We start from the raw sequence: 17811 nt of genomic DNA on the forward strand, positions 1-17811 counted from the left end.
TGTCGGGTTATGTATGTCCCGGTGTGCGTAATCCGGTGGACGTTCCGGATTGGGGGCGGTTCGGCGCGGGATTGTGCACGTCGCGTATGCCCTGGCATGCATATCTCGTCGGATGCGGGCGCTGGGGGTTGTGAGTCTGGGGGTCTGTTGGGCTGCGTGTGTCAGGGCATACGCGACGGGGCTGATGGTGTGTGGATGGGGTTGTCCGGCGGACTATCTTGCACGTTGCGTATGCCCCGACATGCACAACACGACAGATAGCCCCGGGTCGAGGACGAATCCTGTGGATTCTGGGATCTCGCCGCCCGTGCCCTCACCGCCCGCGATCGTACCGGTCCATGAGCCGCAGTTGTGCGCTCCACGGCAGGAATCGCGCGACGAACAGCCCGGCCTTCACCTGCCAGGTCGGCACGATGATGAGCTTGCCGGCCAGCGTCTTGTCGATCGCGTATCGCGCAACCGCGCGGCTGGATGCGCCCGGCGTGAGGAATTCCCCGCCCGCGGTCGCGTTGAAATGCGTGTCGACCGGTCCAGGGCATAGCGCGCTCACGGTGACGGGAACGCGGTCGCGCCGCAGCTCCTGCGCTACGGCCAGCGTGAGTTTGAGCGTGTAATTCTTGGTCGCGTAGTAGGTGGCGAGACGCGGTCCGACCAGGAATCCAGCGGCGCTGCATACGTTGAGCAGCCGGCAACGCCCGTCACGTCTGAACTTGCGGACGAATAGTTTGGTGAGCACGTGGTAGGAGACCACGTTGAGGTTGATCATCTCGAGCTCGCGGTCCAGCGGGGTGTCGGTGAAGTCGCCGAACAGGCCGAATCCGGCGTTATTGACGAGCAGGTCGATGCGTTCGTCGCGGTAGCGCGCGAACAGTTGCTCGCACGCGCTGCGCTGCGCCAAATCGAGCGCGACGGTTTCGACCGTGATGGTTTTGCCGTGCGCGCTTGCGATCCGCTGCGCTTCTTGCGCTACATTGTCCAGACGCGCCTGATTGCGTGCCACGAGCGCGAGATTGTATCCGAGTTCGGCGAGGTACAGCGCCATATCGCGTCCCAATCCGCTGGACGCTCCGGTAACGATTGCTTTCATTGCGGCTCCTTTGCTGGTTGATATCCTGCCTCTGCCGACGTTCACAGTCATCTCAGCGTCGGCAGAAGGTGATGACTCTGTTTCTGCCGACGCGACGGTCGTCTCAGCATTGGTAGAAGGTTGACGGGACGCGCGAACGGGACGCGCCGACACGGGGACGCGCCGACGCACAATCCCCAAACACAGCGGCCTACTTGAGCTGCCGCCCCGCCGACCCGAGCCGTTCGCACGCTTCGACCACGCGCCGCGCCATCGAATCCTCGGCCTCACGCCCCCATGAGCGCGGGTCGTAGAATTTCTTGTCGCCTACTTCGCCGTCGATCTTGAGCACGCCGTCATAATGCGCGAACATGTGCCCGGCAATCGCCCGCGTGAACGCGTACTGCGTGTCGGTGTCGATGTTCATCTTGACGACGCCGTGGCTCACCGCTTCGGCGATTTCCTCGGCGCTGGACCCGGAACCGCCGTGGAACACCAACGGGAACGGCTTGTTTTCAGGCACTTCGCCCTCAAAACCGCGCCCTGGAGTGTGCCCGGTGATGCGCCCGTCCATCACGGCGGCAGCGACTTCGTTCTGAATGTCACCGAGCAGTCCCGGCCGCAACTTGACTACGCCCGGCTTGTACGCGCCATGCACGTTGCCGAACGTGAAGGCGGCCATATACCGCCCGTTTTCGCCTAGGCCGAGTCGTTGCGCGACGGTTACGCCATCCGCGGGCGTCGAATAGAGCTTCTCGTTGATTTCAGCACGCTGTCCGTCTTCCTCGCCGCCGACCGCGCCGATTTCGATTTCGAGCACTGTATGCGCGGCGACCGACTTGGCGAGCAGTTCCTCGGCAATATCAAGGTTTTCGGCGAGCGGGACCGTCGAACCGTCCCACATATGCGACTGGAATGACGGATCTTTGCCGTGCGCTACCTGATCCGCTTCGACGGCGAGCAGCGGCCGCACCCACTCGTCAAGATACTGCTTGGCGCAATGGTCGGTGTGCAGGGCGACCGTGTTCGGGTATTTCGCGGCGACCTCGTGCGCGAACGCGGCGAATGCGAGCGACCCGGTGACCCGGTCGTTGACCCGCTGCCCGGAGAAGTAGGCGGACCCGCCTACGGACACTTGGATGATGCCGTCAGACTCGGCGTCGGCCAGACCTTGCAGCGCGGCGTTCAACGTCTGCGTGCTGGTCACGTTGATAGCGGGGTAGGCATAGCCGCCGCGACGCGCCGCATCGAGCATCTCGGCATACCGTTCAGGGGTTGCGATAGTCATGATTCCATTATCGCTCAGGGGGTGCCGGATTCGCGTTTCGAACCCGGTGTGTTGTTTTTGCATGAGGTACTACACAAAGGGGCGGGTGTGTGTGACAATACCGTATCAGGATCGTCAGGATGGAAGGGCCATGAAGGAAGTAGAAGAACTCTCGTTCGGCGACAGCGCCACCGGCGCGAGCGAACGCAAACGCCACCTGTGGGTCGGCAAGCTGGTTGCCGTGCTGATTGTCGTGGCGCTGGTTGTGGTGTGCGCGGGTGCGTGGGCTTGGGAGGCCAGATTGCGCCATATCATCGTATTCGTCAACGGGCAGCAGGTGGAGATTTCCGCGGGAACCACGGCGAAACAACTGTTGAAAGACCATGACAATTTCGGCACCCATCCCGGTCGGCTGCTGGCGGTGGACGGTAGCGTCATCAAGAAGTATGGCGGGCATCCGGCGGAATTGAGGGTTGACGGCAGCGTGATTGACCCTGCGGATTGGGGCAATACCCGGTTTTCCGGCAACGCTGATATTTCCGTGAAGTCGGGAGGAGATGTGGTCGAGGGGCATGCGATCGACTATGCGCCGATTCCCTATACTGTGTCGGTTGATATCAAGGGCAGCGTCATCCAGATGGTGAAAACGCGCGGCAAAGACGGTAAGCGCGAGATTTGGGTCGGCGATATCTCCAAGAAACGCACCACGAAGCGGGTTGTTGCTCAACCAGTTGATGCCCAGATTGTCGGCGTATCGCCGCGTCCGCAAGGTCATAAGGTCATTGCGCTGACGTTTGATGATGGTCCGAGCGGTCAGTACACCGCCCCGATTCTCGACATCCTCAAACAAAAGGGCGTGAAGGCGACGTTCTTCGACGTGGGCCAGTATTCGGTGCAGTACCCGGCTTTGGAGAAGCGGATGGTCGCCGAAGGCCATGAAGTGGCTAGCCACAGCAACACGCACCCGTTTATGCCGAAGATGAAGCGCGATGCGTTGCGTGCCGAAATCACCGCCGGATTGGCCAATATGAAGAAGGCATCCGGCGTGAGCACGCGTATGATGCGCTCGCCGTACGGTTCGTTCACGGTGGACCAGTGGAAGGACGTGTACGACCTGATTGATTACAACGTGTTGTGGAGCATCGATACGGAGGATTGGCGGCATCCCGGCGCTCAAGCGATTCATGACGCGGTGCTCAACCACGCGTACAACGGCGCGGTGGTGCTCATGCATGACGGCGGCGGTAATCGTGACCAGGATATCGAGGCCCTGCCCGGCATCATTGACGATTTGAAAGCGCAAGGCTACGAGTTCGTGACCATCAGCGGCCTGCTCAAACTCGCCGGCATCAGCGCCGCCCCGCTGGCCGATAAAGGCGGCGACGCGAAAAAGTAGGTGGCGCGGCGGACGGTTGCAGACGTTTGTAGGCGTTTGCTGGTGTTCGCAGTGTTCGCGGGTGTTCGCAGGAGTTGCGGCTGTGTTTTCCCAAACTGGTTACGCTGGGAAGCTCCTCAGCGTAGCCAGGTTGTGTATTCTCTCCTTCTGTCGACGCTGAGCGGGGTGTCAACGTCGGTAGAAGGTGGGGGACGCCCGCGTGCCACCCGCCCCGCACCGCACCACCCGGTAGAGGGGATACGGTAATCTGTGGGCGGCGGAATCATGCGTTTTGCGGAGGTGCATCATGCCCGGAATCATTCTTATCGGCGCTCAGTGGGGCGATGAAGGCAAAGGCAAGGCGACCGATCTCATCGGCTCGCATGTCGATTATGTCGCCCGCTTCAACGGCGGCAACAACGCGGGCCATACCGTGGTCGTCGGCGACGAATCCTACGCGCTGCACCTGCTGCCCAGCGGCATCATCAGCCCGAACGTGACTCCCGTCATCGGCAACGGCGTAGTAGTCGATCCCGAAGTCCTGTTCCAGGAGATTGACGGGCTGGAAGCCCGCGGCGTGGACTGCTCGCGTCTGCTGGTCAGCGAGTCCGCGCACGTGATTGCCCCCTACCATCGCACTATTGACAAGGTGACCGAACGCTTCCTGGGCAAGCACAAGATCGGCACTACCGGTCGCGGCATCGGCCCGGCGTACGCTGACAAGATCAACCGCGTCGGCATCCGCGTGCACGACCTGTTCAACGAGAAGCATCTGCACGACAAAGTCGAGGCGAGCCTGCACCAGAAGAACCAGATGCTGGTCAAGCTGTACAACCGCCGCCCGATTGACATCGACCGCACCACCGACGAGCTGCTCAAGCTTGGTGAACGGCTTAAGCCGTACGTGGCCAACACGTCCCTCGTACTCAACAACGCGCTCGACGCAGGTAAGACCGTCCTGTTCGAAGGCGGACAGGCCACCATGCTTGACGTGGACCACGGCACCTACCCGTTCGTCACTTCTTCGAACCCGACCGCCGGCGGCGCTTGCACCGGCACGGGCGTCGGGCCGACCAAGATCACCCGCGTCATTGGCGTGTCCAAGGCGTATATCACGCGCGTGGGCGAAGGCCCGTTCCCGACGGAACTGTTCGACGAGCAGGGTGATTGGCTGCGCGAGCAGGGCCACGAGTACGGCGTCACCACCGGTCGCCCCCGCCGTTGTGGCTGGTTCGATGCGGTCGTCAACCGGTACGCGGTGCGCGTCAACGGCCTGACTGATATCGTGCTCACCAAGCTTGACGTGCTCACCGGCCTCAAGGAAATCCCGATCTGCGTCGCCTACGACGTGGAGAACCCGGACGGTACGCACACCCGCTACGACGACATGCCCGTCGACCAGGCGGCCTTCACCGCGGCGAAGCCGATTTACGAGACCATGCCCGGCTGGGACGAGGACATTTCGCAGGTGCATGATTTCGCAGACCTGCCTAAGACCTGCCAGGATTACGTCAAGCGTCTCGAAGACCTGTCCGGATGCCGGATCTCCGCAATCGGCACCGGCCCGCAGCGTGACCATATCATCTCCGTCCACTCGCTGATCGACTAATCTGCGAAGCATTGCAGGCAAATCCGACCGGACCGGAGTCGAGGCGCGGCGGCGTCACGGCTCCGGTTCCGCATTTGGAGGGTGCGCCGAGCCGCGTGAGAGCTTTGCGACAGTAAGTGCGAGAACGTGTGCAAGGACACTTGTGAAAACCTGCGCAAAAGCCCGTGTAACAAAAGCTCGCGCAACATCAGCTCGCGCAACATCACAGGGAGAAGGAAAAGACAGATGGCGAAACGTTCCCCGCTCGCCGACCTACAACTGTATGTGGTTGTGTTTATCGGCGGCGCGATCGGCACATGCGTGCGTTACCTGCTGGGGCTGGCGATACCGGCCACGGCCGCTGGATTCCACTTCGGCACGCTCGCCGCGAACCTGCTGGCCTGCTTCGTATACGCGGGATTGAGCGCATACTTGGCACAGGCTGATTGGATTCGCCCGCGCAAGCGCGAACTGGTCAACCGGGGAGCCGGCATGGGTGTGTGCGGCGGGTTGTCGACCATGTCCACACTCGCGTTGGAAGGCTTCACCGGCATACTCGGCGGGCAGGCGTGGCACGCGTTGCTGTACCTGCTGGTCAGCGTGGTTTGTGGCCTGCTGGTCGCGTTCGCGGGTGTCTGGTGCGCTGATCGGCTTGCGACCGGGCATCGCGTGCAACGTACCGCGACGGCCGGTCCAGGCGCCCAGTCTGGCAAGTCCCGCAATCTCAGCAATCCCAACGTTTCCAACGTTCCTGACAATCCCGCCACCTCCGACACCCCCACCACCCCCGCCAACTCCGCAGAACAGGAGGCCCGGCAATGACATCATTCCTGATTGGTGCACTCCTGTGCCTCATGGGCGGCCTCGGAGCCGTCACCCGGTTTGTGCTTGATACCGCGGTCAAACAGCCGTGGTCCCGCGTCCCCGACAATGCGGACGAACGTACTGCAGCCATCCACGCGTTCCCGCTGTCCACGCTCGTCGTGAATATCGCGGCCTCACTGCTCGCCGGCATCGTCGCGGCGGCCTTCGTCTACCACGGCGACCCGGCCAGCCCGTGGCGTCTGGTACTCGCCACCGGCTTCCTCGGCGGATTCTCCACGTTCTCGACCGCCATCAACGAAAGCGTCACCCTGCTGCGCAAAGGCAAGCGCGCAGTTGCCGCAGCGAATATCGTCCTCGAATATGTCGTCCCGCTGCTGTGCGTGGCGCTCGGCTGGTGGCTGGCGGCGGCCCTGTGAACGATTTGCACGCCGCAGCGGACCGTCTGCTCACCTCATTCGCCCGCCTCAAATGGCGCATGGCGGGTGCTGGCGTGCTCATCGGCCTGCTATCCGGCGTGCTCGTAGTCATCTACCGGCAAGGCATCGAACTGAGCATTCGCTTCGCCCGGTGGATGTACGCGCAGATTCGCATAACCCCCTGGCTGATTGCCCCCTGGGCGTTGTCTGCGATACTCATCAGCCTGCTTATCGCATGGATGGTCCGCAAAGAGCCGATGGCATCCGGCAGTGGCATCCCGCAAACCGACGGCGTGGTGTTGAGCGGCCTGAAGATGAAGTGGCAGACCATTCTGCCGGTGCGCTTCCTCGGCGGTCTGCTCGCCGCCCTGTTCGGACTGTCTTTGGGGCGTGAGGGCCCCTCCATCCAGATCGGCGCGTCCGGCGCACAATTCCTGTCACACCGCATGCGCGGCGAGAAACGCGAAGACGTGCAAGAGCACTATCTGGTGACCGCGGGCGCGGCCGCCGGCCTGTCCGCGGCATTCAGCGCGCCGCTGTCCGGCATGATGTTCGCCCTTGAAGGCATCCATCGCAGTTTCTCCCCGGCCATCCTCATGGGTGCGACCGCTGCCTCCCTGACCGCGGATTTCGTATCCAAATACTGTTTTGGCCTCACCCCGGTCCTTGATTTCGGGGATATTCGGCAGTTGCCGCTCGGCGATTACATGTGGCTGATTCCGCTCGGCATCATCGCCGGGCTGGTTGGCTCGCTGATGAACCGTTCCCTGCTTGGATTCCAGACCTTGTACGGCAAGCTGCCCGACTGGTTGCGTCCGATGATCGCCATGGCGATTGCCCTGCCGGTCGGTCTGTGGCTGCCCGACGTGCTCGGAGGCGGCTCGAACCTCGTGCAAACCGCCGAACGCGGCCATCCTGGGCTCCTGATGCTGTGCATCCTGCTCGTCGTGAAAATCCTGTTCACCAGCACAAGTTTCGGTTCCGGCGTGCCCGGCGGCATCTTCATGCCGATTCTCGCGGTCGGAGCGCTGGCGGGCGGCGCGTTCGGCACGCTCGGACATGACCTGTGGGGGCTTTCCGCACAGGCGATTCCGGTTTTCGCGGTTTGCGTGATGACAGGCACGCTGGCGGCATCGGTCAAAACCCCGATCACCTCAATCCTGCTGACCGTTGAAATGTCCGGCACCCTGACCCACATGTTGCCGGTCGCCGCAGCCGCGTTCATCGCGCTGCTTGTCTCCGACTTGCTGCGTACGAAACCGATTTACGGCGTACTGCTGGAACGCTACATGCGCGCGCAAGGCCAAGCGGCGAAACTGCCCGGCAATCTGGGGTCCGGCATCATGGACTTCCCGCTGGAAATGGGCGCGCCCGCAGACGGGCATCGCGTGCGCGACGTTGCATGGCCGTCCGGATGCCTGATTATTGGACTTCGACGGGGTGAACACGAAATCGTTCCGCGTGGCGACACCATGCTGCGGGGTGGCGATTACCTGATCGTACTGTTCAGCGGTCAGGAGGAACAGACCGTCCGCGCGGCGCTGCGCGGGCTATGCGACGCGGAAGAGACCGAATCCGGCGCCTCGCCGCGCTGATTGACGCCGCAGTTGCCTGCGGCTGTTTGGTGCCGACGGGACAGAGCCATCCGTCGTCAGTCGTCGTTGTTCGATGCTCGTGCTGCCGGCTGATTGTTGGGATTCCGCGGGTTTGCGGTGATGCCGTGGCTGGTGGCCGGGTGCGGTCCGGCACGGGCGCGGACTGGATCCGATTTTGTCCTATGTTCTCCGGTTTGGTCCGTGGTTCGGGTGTTCTGGGTGCCTGGCACGTCGGCGGTCGATTGTGATGGCGTAATCAGATCCCTGTGATTCCGCGCTTCTGCGATGATGCCGTGGTTGGCGGCCGGATATGGTCCGGCATGGGTGTGGACTGGATCCGATTTTGTCCTATGTTCTCCGGTTTGGTCCGTGGTTCGGGTGTTCTGGGGTGCCCGGCACGCCGGCGGTCGATTGTGATGGCGTAATCAGATCTCTGTGATTCCGCGCTTCTGCGATGATGCCGTGGTTGGCGGCCGGATATGGTCCGGCATGGGTGTGGACTGGATCCGATTTTGTCCTATGTTCTCCGATTTGATCCGTGATTCGGGTGTTCCGAGTGGCTGGTTTGGTGATGGTTGATGATTGTAGTGCGCTCGGATTGTTGGTATTCCGCGGGTTTGCGGTGATGCCGTGGCTGGTGGCCGGGTGCGGTCCGGCACAGGCGCGGACTGGATTGGTTTTCGGTTTCCGTTCTCCGATTCAGTCCATGGGTTCGGGCGGTTGCGGGCTCGGTGGTCTGGTGTCCGGTTCCCGTGTTGCCGGCTGATTGTTGGGATTCTGCGGTTTTGTGGTCCGGCACGGGCGCGGACTGGATCCGTTTTCGGTCGGTGTTCTCCGATTCGGTGCGGGCCGCTCGCTCGCCCCCCAGTCATCCGCGTGCCCGCCGTGTTAACACGAATGACTGCGAAGTTACCCCGGCGAAACGTTATTGCAACCGCTAGTCGAATCTCGAATACCTATGGTGAGGGTAATCGAGAGAGGACTACATATGGCAGACGCACTATCAACTGCGCGGCGCCATCGGTTCCTGATACTGACTTGCATGCTTGCCATGCTGGTTCCGATGGCGTTCCTCGCATTCCCATCATCCGCACAGGCCGCCGAAGCGGTCACAACCTGCAATCCGACCGCCACCAACGGCTGCGTGAACGGCATCCTGCAAGATGCTTCCAAACAACCTGTTGCCTGCGCGACCGTCACCCTGTCCGGCAAGGAATCGGCGACCACAACCACCGATTCGACTGGAAAATGGGCGTTCTCAGTGACCGCGGACGGCTCATACACCGTCACCATCGACAAGTCGGTCGCCTCAAGCCACGGCTTGCCCGGTAACACGGCGACCGTGAGCATCGACAAAAGCGATTTCTCCAAGCAGCGGGCGGTCGTCCGCTTCGACAAGGCAAACGTGACGGATTCTTCAAGCTCCGGCAAGGCTTCCGGCTCGGCATCATCGTCAAGCAAAGCCAAGTCGGGCAGCTCAAGCTCCACAACCGACAGCTCGTCGGCGTCAAGCTCATCCGGCAGCTCTAGCAATTTCGGCCAGCGCTTCTGGCAGCAGCTTTACTCCGGCTTGATTTTCGGCCTCATGCTCGCGCTGATGAGTGTCGGCATGAACCTCGTCTACGGCACCACCGGACTGAGCTCCTTCTCCCACGGCGAGCAGGTCACGCTCGGCGGCCTTATGGCGTATGTCGGCACGCAGATGCTGCATTGGCCGCTCATCGTCTCCGGCATTTTCGCCATCGCGATCGGCGCGCTGACCGGCCTCATCCAGAACGAAGTCATCTGGGCGCCGCTGCGCCGCAAGCATGTCGGCCCGCTGCAGCAGATGATTGTCACCATCGGCCTGTCCATGGTGCTGCAATACCTGTTCCAGTTCTTCTTCGGCGGCAGCACGAAAGGCATTGTCACCTCAGTGGAACGTGGCTTCCAAATCGGCCCGATCACCACTGACCGCGCGACACTGATTTCCGCGGCCATTGCAATCGTGGTCATCGTCACCGTCACGTACTTCCTGTACCACACGCGGTTCGGTCGGGCCACGCGAGCCGTCTCCGACAACGCCGCACTCGCTGCGGCGTCCGGCATCAACGTAGAACACGTGGTGCGGATTGTGTGGATCCTGTCCTGCGCGCTCGCTGCACTTTCCGGCGTGCTCATGGGCATCTACCTCAACGGCATCGCGTGGAACACGGGCGCGGTCCTGCTGCTGCTCATGTTCTCCGCGGTCACACTCGGCGGCCTGGGCACCGCGCCGGGCGCGCTCGTCGGCGCCCTCATCATCGGCGTCGTGGCGGATATGAGCTCGCTCATCATCCCCAACGACATGCGCTACGCTTCGGCGCTCGCGATCCTCATCATCGTCCTGCTGTTCCGTCCGCAGGGCATCTTCGGCAAAGCACAGAGGGTGGGCTGAACCATGGATTTCCTTACGATTATCACCAATTCGTTGGGCGAACTGATTGCGCCCACAACCGCCGCCTACGTGCTTGCGGCGATCGGCTTGAACATTCACTTCGGCATGACCGGCCTGTTCAACATGGGCCAGGCGGGATTCATGCTGCTGGGCGCCTACGGCTTCGCGGTCACCCAGTCCATGGGCTGGAGCATTCTCGGCTCGCTGTGCATGGCGCTGTTCCTGTCGTTCCTGTTCGCGTTGTTGCTCGGCATTCCGACGCTCAAACTCGGGCCTGACTACTTGTCAATGGTTACGCTTGCAGCCGCTGAAATCGTTCGCATTATCGGGCGTTCCACCGCGATGACCAAAATCACCGGTGGTTCCGGCGGCATCTCCCCGCAGGATTTCACGTCGAAATTCGAAGCGCTTTCGCCACTGCCCGACGGGCAATCGACCTTCCTGCTATGGACCTACTCGAACAATACGGCGAACTCCTGGTGGATCCGCATCGTGGCCTGGGTGCTGGTCGGCGTCGCGCTGTTCCTCACCTGGCGCTGGTTCAACTCCCCGTGGGGCCGTGTGCTCAAAGGCATCCGCGAGGATGAGAACGCGGTGCGCTCGCTGGGCAAATCGGTGACCCGCTTCAAGATTCAGTCGCTGTTCCTGGGCGGTGCGTTCGGTGCGCTCGCCGGCATCATCTTCGTGCTGCCGCGTTCCGTACAGCCTGATTCCCTGGGCCGTCAGGTTACCTTCTACACGTGGACGATTCTGCTGATGGGCGGTGCGGCGACCGTCTTCGGCCCGCTGATCGGCTCGTGCGTGCTGTGGGTGGCGCTCACGCTGATCAAGGAGTTCATGCGCGGCACGATTCCGACGACCGTGATCTCCTCCGACCAGGTGGAGGCGCTCGGCTGGGTGATTATGGGCGTCGCGCTCATGTGCATCGTGATATTCAGGCCGCAAGGCATTCTCGGCGACCGAAAGGAGTTGGCGTTCAATGCGTAAGTCAACATCACAACAAGCAACATCGCAGCAAACCGGGAAGAACGCGACCGATGATTTCGGCGACAAGCCCTTCCAGCAGCAGGCGTATGTGTCGCAATCCGACGCCTCAGGCGCTGCGGCACCCGGCTCCCTTACTCCCGAGGCGGATTTGCCGCGTTGGGCGACCCGCGCGCCCGAGGGTGAGAAACTCGAATCCACGCAGTACGCGGACCGCGTGCAACACGATCTGTCGTTCGTGAAAGCCGCGCCCGGTGTGGCCAAGCCGGATCCGATCCTCGTGGCGGACAACATCACCCGTAAATTCGGTGGTGTCACCGCCGTCGACGTGCAGCATTTCGAGATCGAACGGCACGGCATCACCGCGCTGATCGGCCCGAACGGCGCCGGCAAAACCACCTTCTTCAACCTCATGACCGGTTTCGACACCCCGAACACCGGCACCTGGGAATTCGACGGTAAACCGCTCAAATCCGAATCACCAGAACAGGTGGCGCGCATGGGCATGGTCCGCACCTTCCAGCTGACGAAAGTCATGAGCCGCCTGACCGTCATGGACAACATGCTGCTGGGCGCCCCCGTCCAACCGGGCGAAGGCATGCTCACGGCGTTATTCCCCGCGCGTTGGCGCAAGCAGGAGGAGAAAAACCGCGAAAAGGCCGAACGCCTGCTCAAACGCTTCCTGTTGTGGAAAAAGAAGGATGATTTCGCCGGATCGCTTTCCGGCGGCCAGCGCAAACTGCTCGAAATGGCGCGAGCGCTCATGAGCGACCCGCAGCTGGTCATGCTCGACGAGCCGATGGCCGGCGTGAACCCCGCGCTCAAGCAGTCGCTGCTCGACTGCATCATGGCGCTGCGCGAAACCGGCACGACCGTCCTGTTCGTCGAACACGACATGAATATGGTCCGGCATATCGCCGATTGGGTGACGGTCATGGCGGAAGGCAAGATCGTGGCCGAAGGCGTGCCGAAGAACGTGATGTCCGACCAGGCGGTCATTGACGCGTACCTGGGCGCCCGAGCGAACATCGATTTGGGCGATGACGCGGCGCTTGAGAAGCTTGAGGAGGAACAGCATGAGTGACGTAACGGTGAATGAGCGCGAAAACCCCACCGCCGCTGCCGGCACGGATACGCCCGCGGAAGGCACGCCGCCGCGCTCGCAAGTGCATGTCGGTGAACCGGAAGGTGACCCGCTGATGGATGCGCAGGATCTGATCGCCGGCTACCTGCCCGGTGTGAACATCCTCAACGGGGCGTCACTGACCTTGCATGACGGCGAAATCGTCGGCATCATCGGCCCGAACGGTGCCGGCAAATCAACCCTGCTCAAATCCCTGTTCGGTCTGGTGCACATCCGGTCCGGCAAGCTGCTGCTGCGCGGCGAGGACATCACGAATATGCGCGCCGACAAGCTGGTCTCGCGTGGCGTGGGCTTCGTACCGCAGACGGAGAACGTGTTCCCGTCGCTGACCATCGAGGAGAATCTGCGGATGGGGGCGTTCCAGGCGCCGAAACTGTTCAAGGAGCGGTTCGAATACGTCAGCTCGATCTTCCCGAAACTCGCGTCGCGCAAGGACCAGCTAGCCGGTTCGTTGTCCGGCGGCGAACGACAGATGGTCGCGATGGGGCGCGCACTGATGATGAAACCGTCCGTGCTGCTGCTCGACGAGCCGTCCGCCGGTCTGTCGCCGATGCTGCAAGACGAGACCTTCATCCGCGTGAAGGAAGTCAACAGAGCCGGGGTTTCCGTGGTGATCGTCGAGCAGAACGCCAGCAGATGCCTGCAGATTTGCGACCGCGGGTACGTGCTCGACCAAGGGCGCAACGCCTACTCCGGGCGTGGGCGTGACCTGCTCAACGATCCGAAGGTCATCTCCCTGTACCTGGGCAACCTCGAGGAGACGGTCGAGGAAGAAGGCAAGTAGGCGAGGCTGGCTGGTCGGGCTGGTTGGTTGTGCCGCGGTGGTTGTGCCGCGGTGATGTGGCCGGTTAGCGGGGCTGGTTGGTGTGGCCGGTTGGTCGGGCCAGTTGGTCAGGCTGGTCGGTGAGATCAGTGGTAGATAAGGCGGTTGTGTGAGTAATTCCTCACACAGCCGCCGCTTTCGTTCTCATACCCCGGTCGCAGACCTGGCAACCCGCCACCGTGTGAGGATTCGCTCACACAACGACGGTTTGGTGGCCGGCGTCGGTTGGTTTGCTGGCCCGGGAGTGTCATCGTGCGAGAATCGGCTCACACAGTGACGGTTGGTGTGCTCCGGTTCCTTCCGGCGGGTAGTGGTTGGGGTCACTTTGTGAGGATTGGCTCGCATGGTGGCGGTCTGATGGTTGAGGCCAGCCGTGTTGCTGGTCCGGGGACGTCATCGTGTGAGGATTCGCTCACATCCTGGCGTCCCGACTAACCTGCGCAGCCGATATGTACGGGTGGCCGAGGCCTTGTCTGAACCGTTCTGCTCAATTGTGCATGCCCTGACATGCGCGGCTTGTCAGCTCTCCTGATTCGTTGGCGGGGCCGAGCGGGATATGTCGTCTCGTGTATGTCCGGCCATCCGCCCGCAACATTTCCTGTTGTTTTCGCATGTCACGGTCAGGAAACATCCGGCACACGCCTGTGTTGCAAACCACGCTTAGATTCACGGGTAAACGAAGCGGCAAGCCTACATCACCGTAATGTCCAAGCGTCCGCTTCGCAGCAATGAATCAGCATGGGAGAGAGGAAACTATCATGCGATACTCAACATCATCAACGCCGTCAACATCATCGCGCAAGTCAATGAAACGAACCCTGATGTGCGCTACCGCGGCCGTCGCCGCACTGACCCTGGCATTGTCCGGCTGCGGTTCCTCGTCATCGAGCGGCTCGGCCTCGAGCGGCGCAATCAGCGGATTCGTGCTCGGTGCGCTGTTCCCGCAGACCGGCTCGCTGGCGTACATGTCCCCGCAGGAGGAAGGCGCGGTCAAGCTCGCCCTCAAGGACATCAATGATGCGGGCGGCGTGCTCGGCAAGAAGGCCACGTCGGTGAGCGCCGACACTTCGGACGCCGACCACGCGGACCAGAACACGTCCGGCACCCAGTCGGTGCTGTCCAAGAAGCCGTCGGCGATTATCGGCCCGGCATCCAGCTCCGTGGTCAAGAACGTGTACAAGGAGATTTCCGCGGCGAAGGTCCCGCTGATTTCGATGGGCGCGACGTCCGCGAGCCTGTCCGGCGTCGACCCATACTTCTTCCGCACGGTCGCCCCTGATAGCGTGCAGGGCGCGGTGCTTGGCAACGTGATTGCCCAGGATGGCGTGCAGAAGCTTGCAATCGCCTCGTTCAACGACGATTACGGCACTGGTTTGCGCGATACGATTGCCAAGACCGCCGAAGCCGCCGGCGTAGATGTCGTCTATGGCGCGGATCAGGCCTTCGACCCGACCGAAACGAACTTCTCCTCGCTCGTGTCCACCATCAAGGCCTCCAACCCGGACGCCATCGCGATTATCGCCTTCGACCAGACCAAGGCGCTCATCAAGGAAATGATCAGCCAGGGCATTGATACCACGAAGCTGTATCTGGTCGATGGCAATACCTCCGACTATGCCGACACGTTCGACAAGGGCACGCTCAAGGGCGTGACCGGCACGATTCCGGGCGCCCACGCGACTGCGGACTTCCAGAAGAAGGTCAAGTCCATGGAAAGCAGCGTCAAGGATTACACCTATGCGGCTGAAACGTATGACGGCGTGATTCTGTTTGCGCTCGCTGCGCAGAAGGGCGGCAAGGCCGACGGCGAGACCATCCAGAAGAACCTGCTCGCGGTGTCGGGCGCGAATGGCGGCACGAAGTGCAAATCCTATAAGGAATGCGTGGCGCTGCTGAAGGACGGCAAGGACATTGAGTATGTTGGCCAGACCGGTATCGGCCCGTTCAACAAGGACCACGATCCGAGCTCCGCGAATATCGGCGTGTACAAGTACGGCGAGGACAACAAGCCGGTGTTCGACCACGTCCAGTCTGGCAAGGTATCTACTGACTGATGGCAGATGACTGATTGCCGATTGCTGATCTCTGATTCCTGATAACTGGGCTGGTCTCGGACCGGGCTGTTGGCCGATCGGGCACGATGCCGATGGGCGGCGTGTCAATTTGGCGGATGACTGGTCTGTGGCAGGCTGGAGCCGCTCAGCCGGTGGGTGAAGCCGTTTCGTCGTCTGTGCAGTTGTGCGTCTGCACAGTCGTGAGTCGGCGGGCGGCAACCACCAGTCGGCAGCCACTAGTCGGCAGGCGTGCGTTTGCCGTCTGTGACCCGTTGCGGTCGTGCCGTTCCGCACGGTTCGTGCGATGGTTGCGGTACCATAGTGGATTGCCGCGATTCGCGGTGGCGCGAGTAAGGACGGCGGCGGGCGATTCCGCCTCACACGCATGATTTCGGAGTGACACATGACGCAACAGAATGGTCGGGACGTGGATGTCCCCGACGAAGACGGCGAAGGCGGCGAGGCATCGCTGCCGGGTGCCATGGGAGCGGCGGTTCCGCAGCGCGCGGCTGTCGCGTCTGAACCTGCATCTTCTACATCTCCCGTTGACTCCGCCGAGCCTGCATCTGCCGCATTTTCTGCTGATTCTGCGGATTCCGCCGGTTCCCCAGCTCCTGCTGACCCTGCCGTTACGTCGGTGTTCTCGGTCGCGTCGATTGCTTCTGCCGCTTCGGTCCCTGCTTCGGTCCCTGCAGTGCCGGAAGTCCCTGATATCCCTGTGATATCGACAGTGCTGACCTCCGCATCTGAATCAGTTAACGGGCGAGATTCCGCCGATTCCAGCGCTCTCAGCAATCCCGCCAATCCGGGTCATCCCGCTGATTTCAACAGTCCTGACAATTCGGGCAGTCCCGCGGACTTCGAAGATTCCGGCACTCCTGCAGTTGCCGGTGATTTCAACGACTATAGCGGTTCAGACGGTTCCACTAACCCCAGTAAATCCAGCAATCACGGCGAAACCGGCGACGAGCCGAATCCCGAGACCTTGATGATCGAACAGGTCGAGCAGCACGACGCCCCGGTGGGTGCAGCGGCATCCCCGAATCCACCGCAGATTTCGCTCGCCCCCATCAAGAAGCTTCGCGCCCAATTCAACCCGCTCGCCGACGGACTGGTCTATCTGGTCGTATTCCTCGGCGGCTTTGTCGGCACCGCCGTCCGCTACGGTGTGTCCGCACTGTTCCCGTCGTCTGGCACCGAATTCCCCGTGGGTACGTTCATCGCGAATGTCGCGGCTTGCTTCCTGTTCTCGCTGCTTGCGGAAACGATGGCGCACGCCTCGTGGATTCGCCGGCGCACCCGCCAATTGCTCAGCCGCGGGCTTGGGCTCGGTTTGTGCGGCGGATTGTCGACGATGTCCACCGTGGCGGTTGAAAGCCTGACCGATATGCTCGACCATGAGCCGTGGATGGCTGTTTCCTATATGGTGGCGAGCGTGGTCGTCGGCACCATATGCTGCATCGCCGGTGTACTGCTGGCACACGTGCTGACGGCGTCGCGGGCCGCCAAATCGCTGCGTCGCATGTCGGGTGGTTCCAAGGCGTCACATAACGCTCGACGCGCCGATTCCACGTCGGTTGGGGGCGGAAAACCTGCCTCCGGACACGCCCAGACTTCCACCGGCGGTGATTCCACTGCCGCCAACGGCGTCGCAGCCGGAAGCGACCCGAATATGCCGGCTTCGTTCGAGCCGACGCCCATCACCGCGGAAATCCCGCTGGTTCCTGATCCGGTGACCGGGGAGGTGCACTGATGCTGCTGGTTTGTGTGTGCGGCGGACTTGGCACAATGGTTCGCTATGTGTTCGACGTTTCGATTCGCCGCGGCTGGCATCACGCGTTTCCTCTGGCGACGCTGCTGGTCAACGTGCTCGCCTCGTTCTGTGCGGGCATGGCGGCGGCCGGCTACGCGTACCATACGGTCGATCACGCGACCAGCCTGATTTTCGTCGCGGGTTTTCTCGGCGGCATGTCCACGTTTTCGGCCGCCATCAACGAAATGGTGTCACTTGCCCGTAATCGTCGCTGGTGGCTTGCGCTCTGGTATCTGCTTGCGACGATTGCGGCGCCGCTGTTGTGCGCTGCGTTGGGGTGGATGCTGGTTGCTGTGACGCGCTGAGCGTCTGCCGAACCGCGGTCGCACCTGCATCCCGTACCCCCGCATCCCGCACCTCACGCGCTCCAGCGGTGCCATTGCAACGCATGATGACGAAACCGGTGCCGCCGCTCGATTCGTCCCGATAGTACAATGCCGGTAGC

At 62.1% G+C, this 17811-nt stretch carries 14 protein-coding genes; 12 read left to right on the forward strand and 2 right to left on the reverse strand.

Annotation, left to right across the window (positions count from 1 at the left end; genetic code table 11):
- Positions 1-313: 313 nt before the first annotated feature.
- Together CQR48_RS00675 and fbaA are read right to left on the reverse strand one after the other, a co-directional pair.
- Positions 314-1087, reverse strand: coding sequence for an SDR family NAD(P)-dependent oxidoreductase (locus tag CQR48_RS00675; RefSeq protein WP_101451622.1), 774 nt, complete (start codon positions 1085-1087; stop codon positions 314-316).
- Between the two features lie 190 nt (positions 1088-1277).
- A complete protein-coding gene (gene fbaA / locus CQR48_RS00680; protein WP_101451623.1) occupies positions 1278-2354 on the reverse strand; it encodes a class II fructose-bisphosphate aldolase in 1077 nt (358 codons plus the stop codon).
- 130 nt (positions 2355-2484) lie between these two features.
- On the opposite strand from fbaA, the gene CQR48_RS00685 reads away from it, so the two are divergent.
- From CQR48_RS00685 to CQR48_RS00740, 12 genes are all read left to right on the forward strand, one after another.
- A complete protein-coding gene (locus CQR48_RS00685; protein WP_033493622.1) occupies positions 2485-3729 on the forward strand; it encodes a polysaccharide deacetylase family protein in 1245 nt (414 codons plus the stop codon).
- A 286-nt stretch (positions 3730-4015) separates the two neighbouring features.
- The gene (locus CQR48_RS00690) at positions 4016-5317 is read left to right on the forward strand and encodes an adenylosuccinate synthase (protein WP_015449629.1); all 1302 of its coding nucleotides are present in this window, start codon (positions 4016-4018) and stop codon (positions 5315-5317) included.
- Between the two features lie 225 nt (positions 5318-5542).
- Positions 5543-6118 (forward strand): fluoride efflux transporter FluC, encoded by a 576-nt coding sequence (locus tag CQR48_RS09215; protein WP_101451624.1) that lies wholly within the window; start codon positions 5543-5545, stop codon positions 6116-6118.
- Positions 6115-6537, forward strand: coding sequence for a fluoride efflux transporter FluC (locus CQR48_RS00700; RefSeq protein ID WP_101451625.1), 423 nt, complete (start codon positions 6115-6117; stop codon positions 6535-6537). The genes CQR48_RS09215 and CQR48_RS00700 overlap by 4 nt, the downstream gene beginning before the upstream one ends.
- Positions 6538-6596: 59 nt before the next feature.
- Positions 6597-8132 carry a ClC family H(+)/Cl(-) exchange transporter gene (locus CQR48_RS00705; RefSeq protein ID WP_244898869.1) on the forward strand — a complete coding sequence of 512 codons (1536 nt, stop codon included), beginning with the start codon at positions 6597-6599 and terminating at the stop codon, positions 8130-8132.
- A gap of 988 nt (positions 8133-9120) precedes the next feature.
- Positions 9121-10548: an ABC transporter permease subunit gene (locus CQR48_RS00710; protein WP_101451626.1), complete on the forward strand. Its 1428-nt coding sequence runs from the start codon at positions 9121-9123 to the stop codon at positions 10546-10548.
- 3 nt (positions 10549-10551) lie between these two features.
- Complete coding sequence (locus CQR48_RS00715) at positions 10552-11535, forward strand: branched-chain amino acid ABC transporter permease (protein WP_101451627.1); 984 nt, start codon at positions 10552-10554, stop codon at positions 11533-11535.
- A complete protein-coding gene (locus CQR48_RS00720; protein WP_244898859.1) occupies positions 11528-12616 on the forward strand; it encodes an ABC transporter ATP-binding protein in 1089 nt (362 codons plus the stop codon). Before CQR48_RS00715 ends, CQR48_RS00720 begins: the two co-directional genes overlap by 8 nt.
- Complete coding sequence (locus CQR48_RS00725; protein ID WP_180335077.1) at positions 12609-13460, forward strand: ABC transporter ATP-binding protein; 852 nt, start codon at positions 12609-12611, stop codon at positions 13458-13460. Before CQR48_RS00720 ends, CQR48_RS00725 begins: the two co-directional genes overlap by 8 nt.
- Before the next feature lie 860 nt (positions 13461-14320).
- Positions 14321-15553: an ABC transporter substrate-binding protein gene (locus CQR48_RS00730; RefSeq protein WP_101451628.1), complete on the forward strand. Its 1233-nt coding sequence runs from the start codon at positions 14321-14323 to the stop codon at positions 15551-15553.
- A 403-nt stretch (positions 15554-15956) separates the two neighbouring features.
- Complete coding sequence (locus CQR48_RS00735) at positions 15957-17306, forward strand: CrcB family protein (RefSeq protein ID WP_101451629.1); 1350 nt, start codon at positions 15957-15959, stop codon at positions 17304-17306.
- Positions 17306-17671 (forward strand): fluoride efflux transporter FluC, encoded by a 366-nt coding sequence (locus tag CQR48_RS00740; protein WP_015449639.1) that lies wholly within the window; start codon positions 17306-17308, stop codon positions 17669-17671. Before CQR48_RS00735 ends, CQR48_RS00740 begins: the two co-directional genes overlap by 1 nt.
- Positions 17672-17811: the final 140 nt, after the last annotated feature.

The organism is Bifidobacterium thermophilum, from assembly GCF_002846655.1.
Lineage (GTDB): Bacteria > Actinomycetota > Actinomycetes > Actinomycetales > Bifidobacteriaceae > Bifidobacterium > Bifidobacterium thermophilum.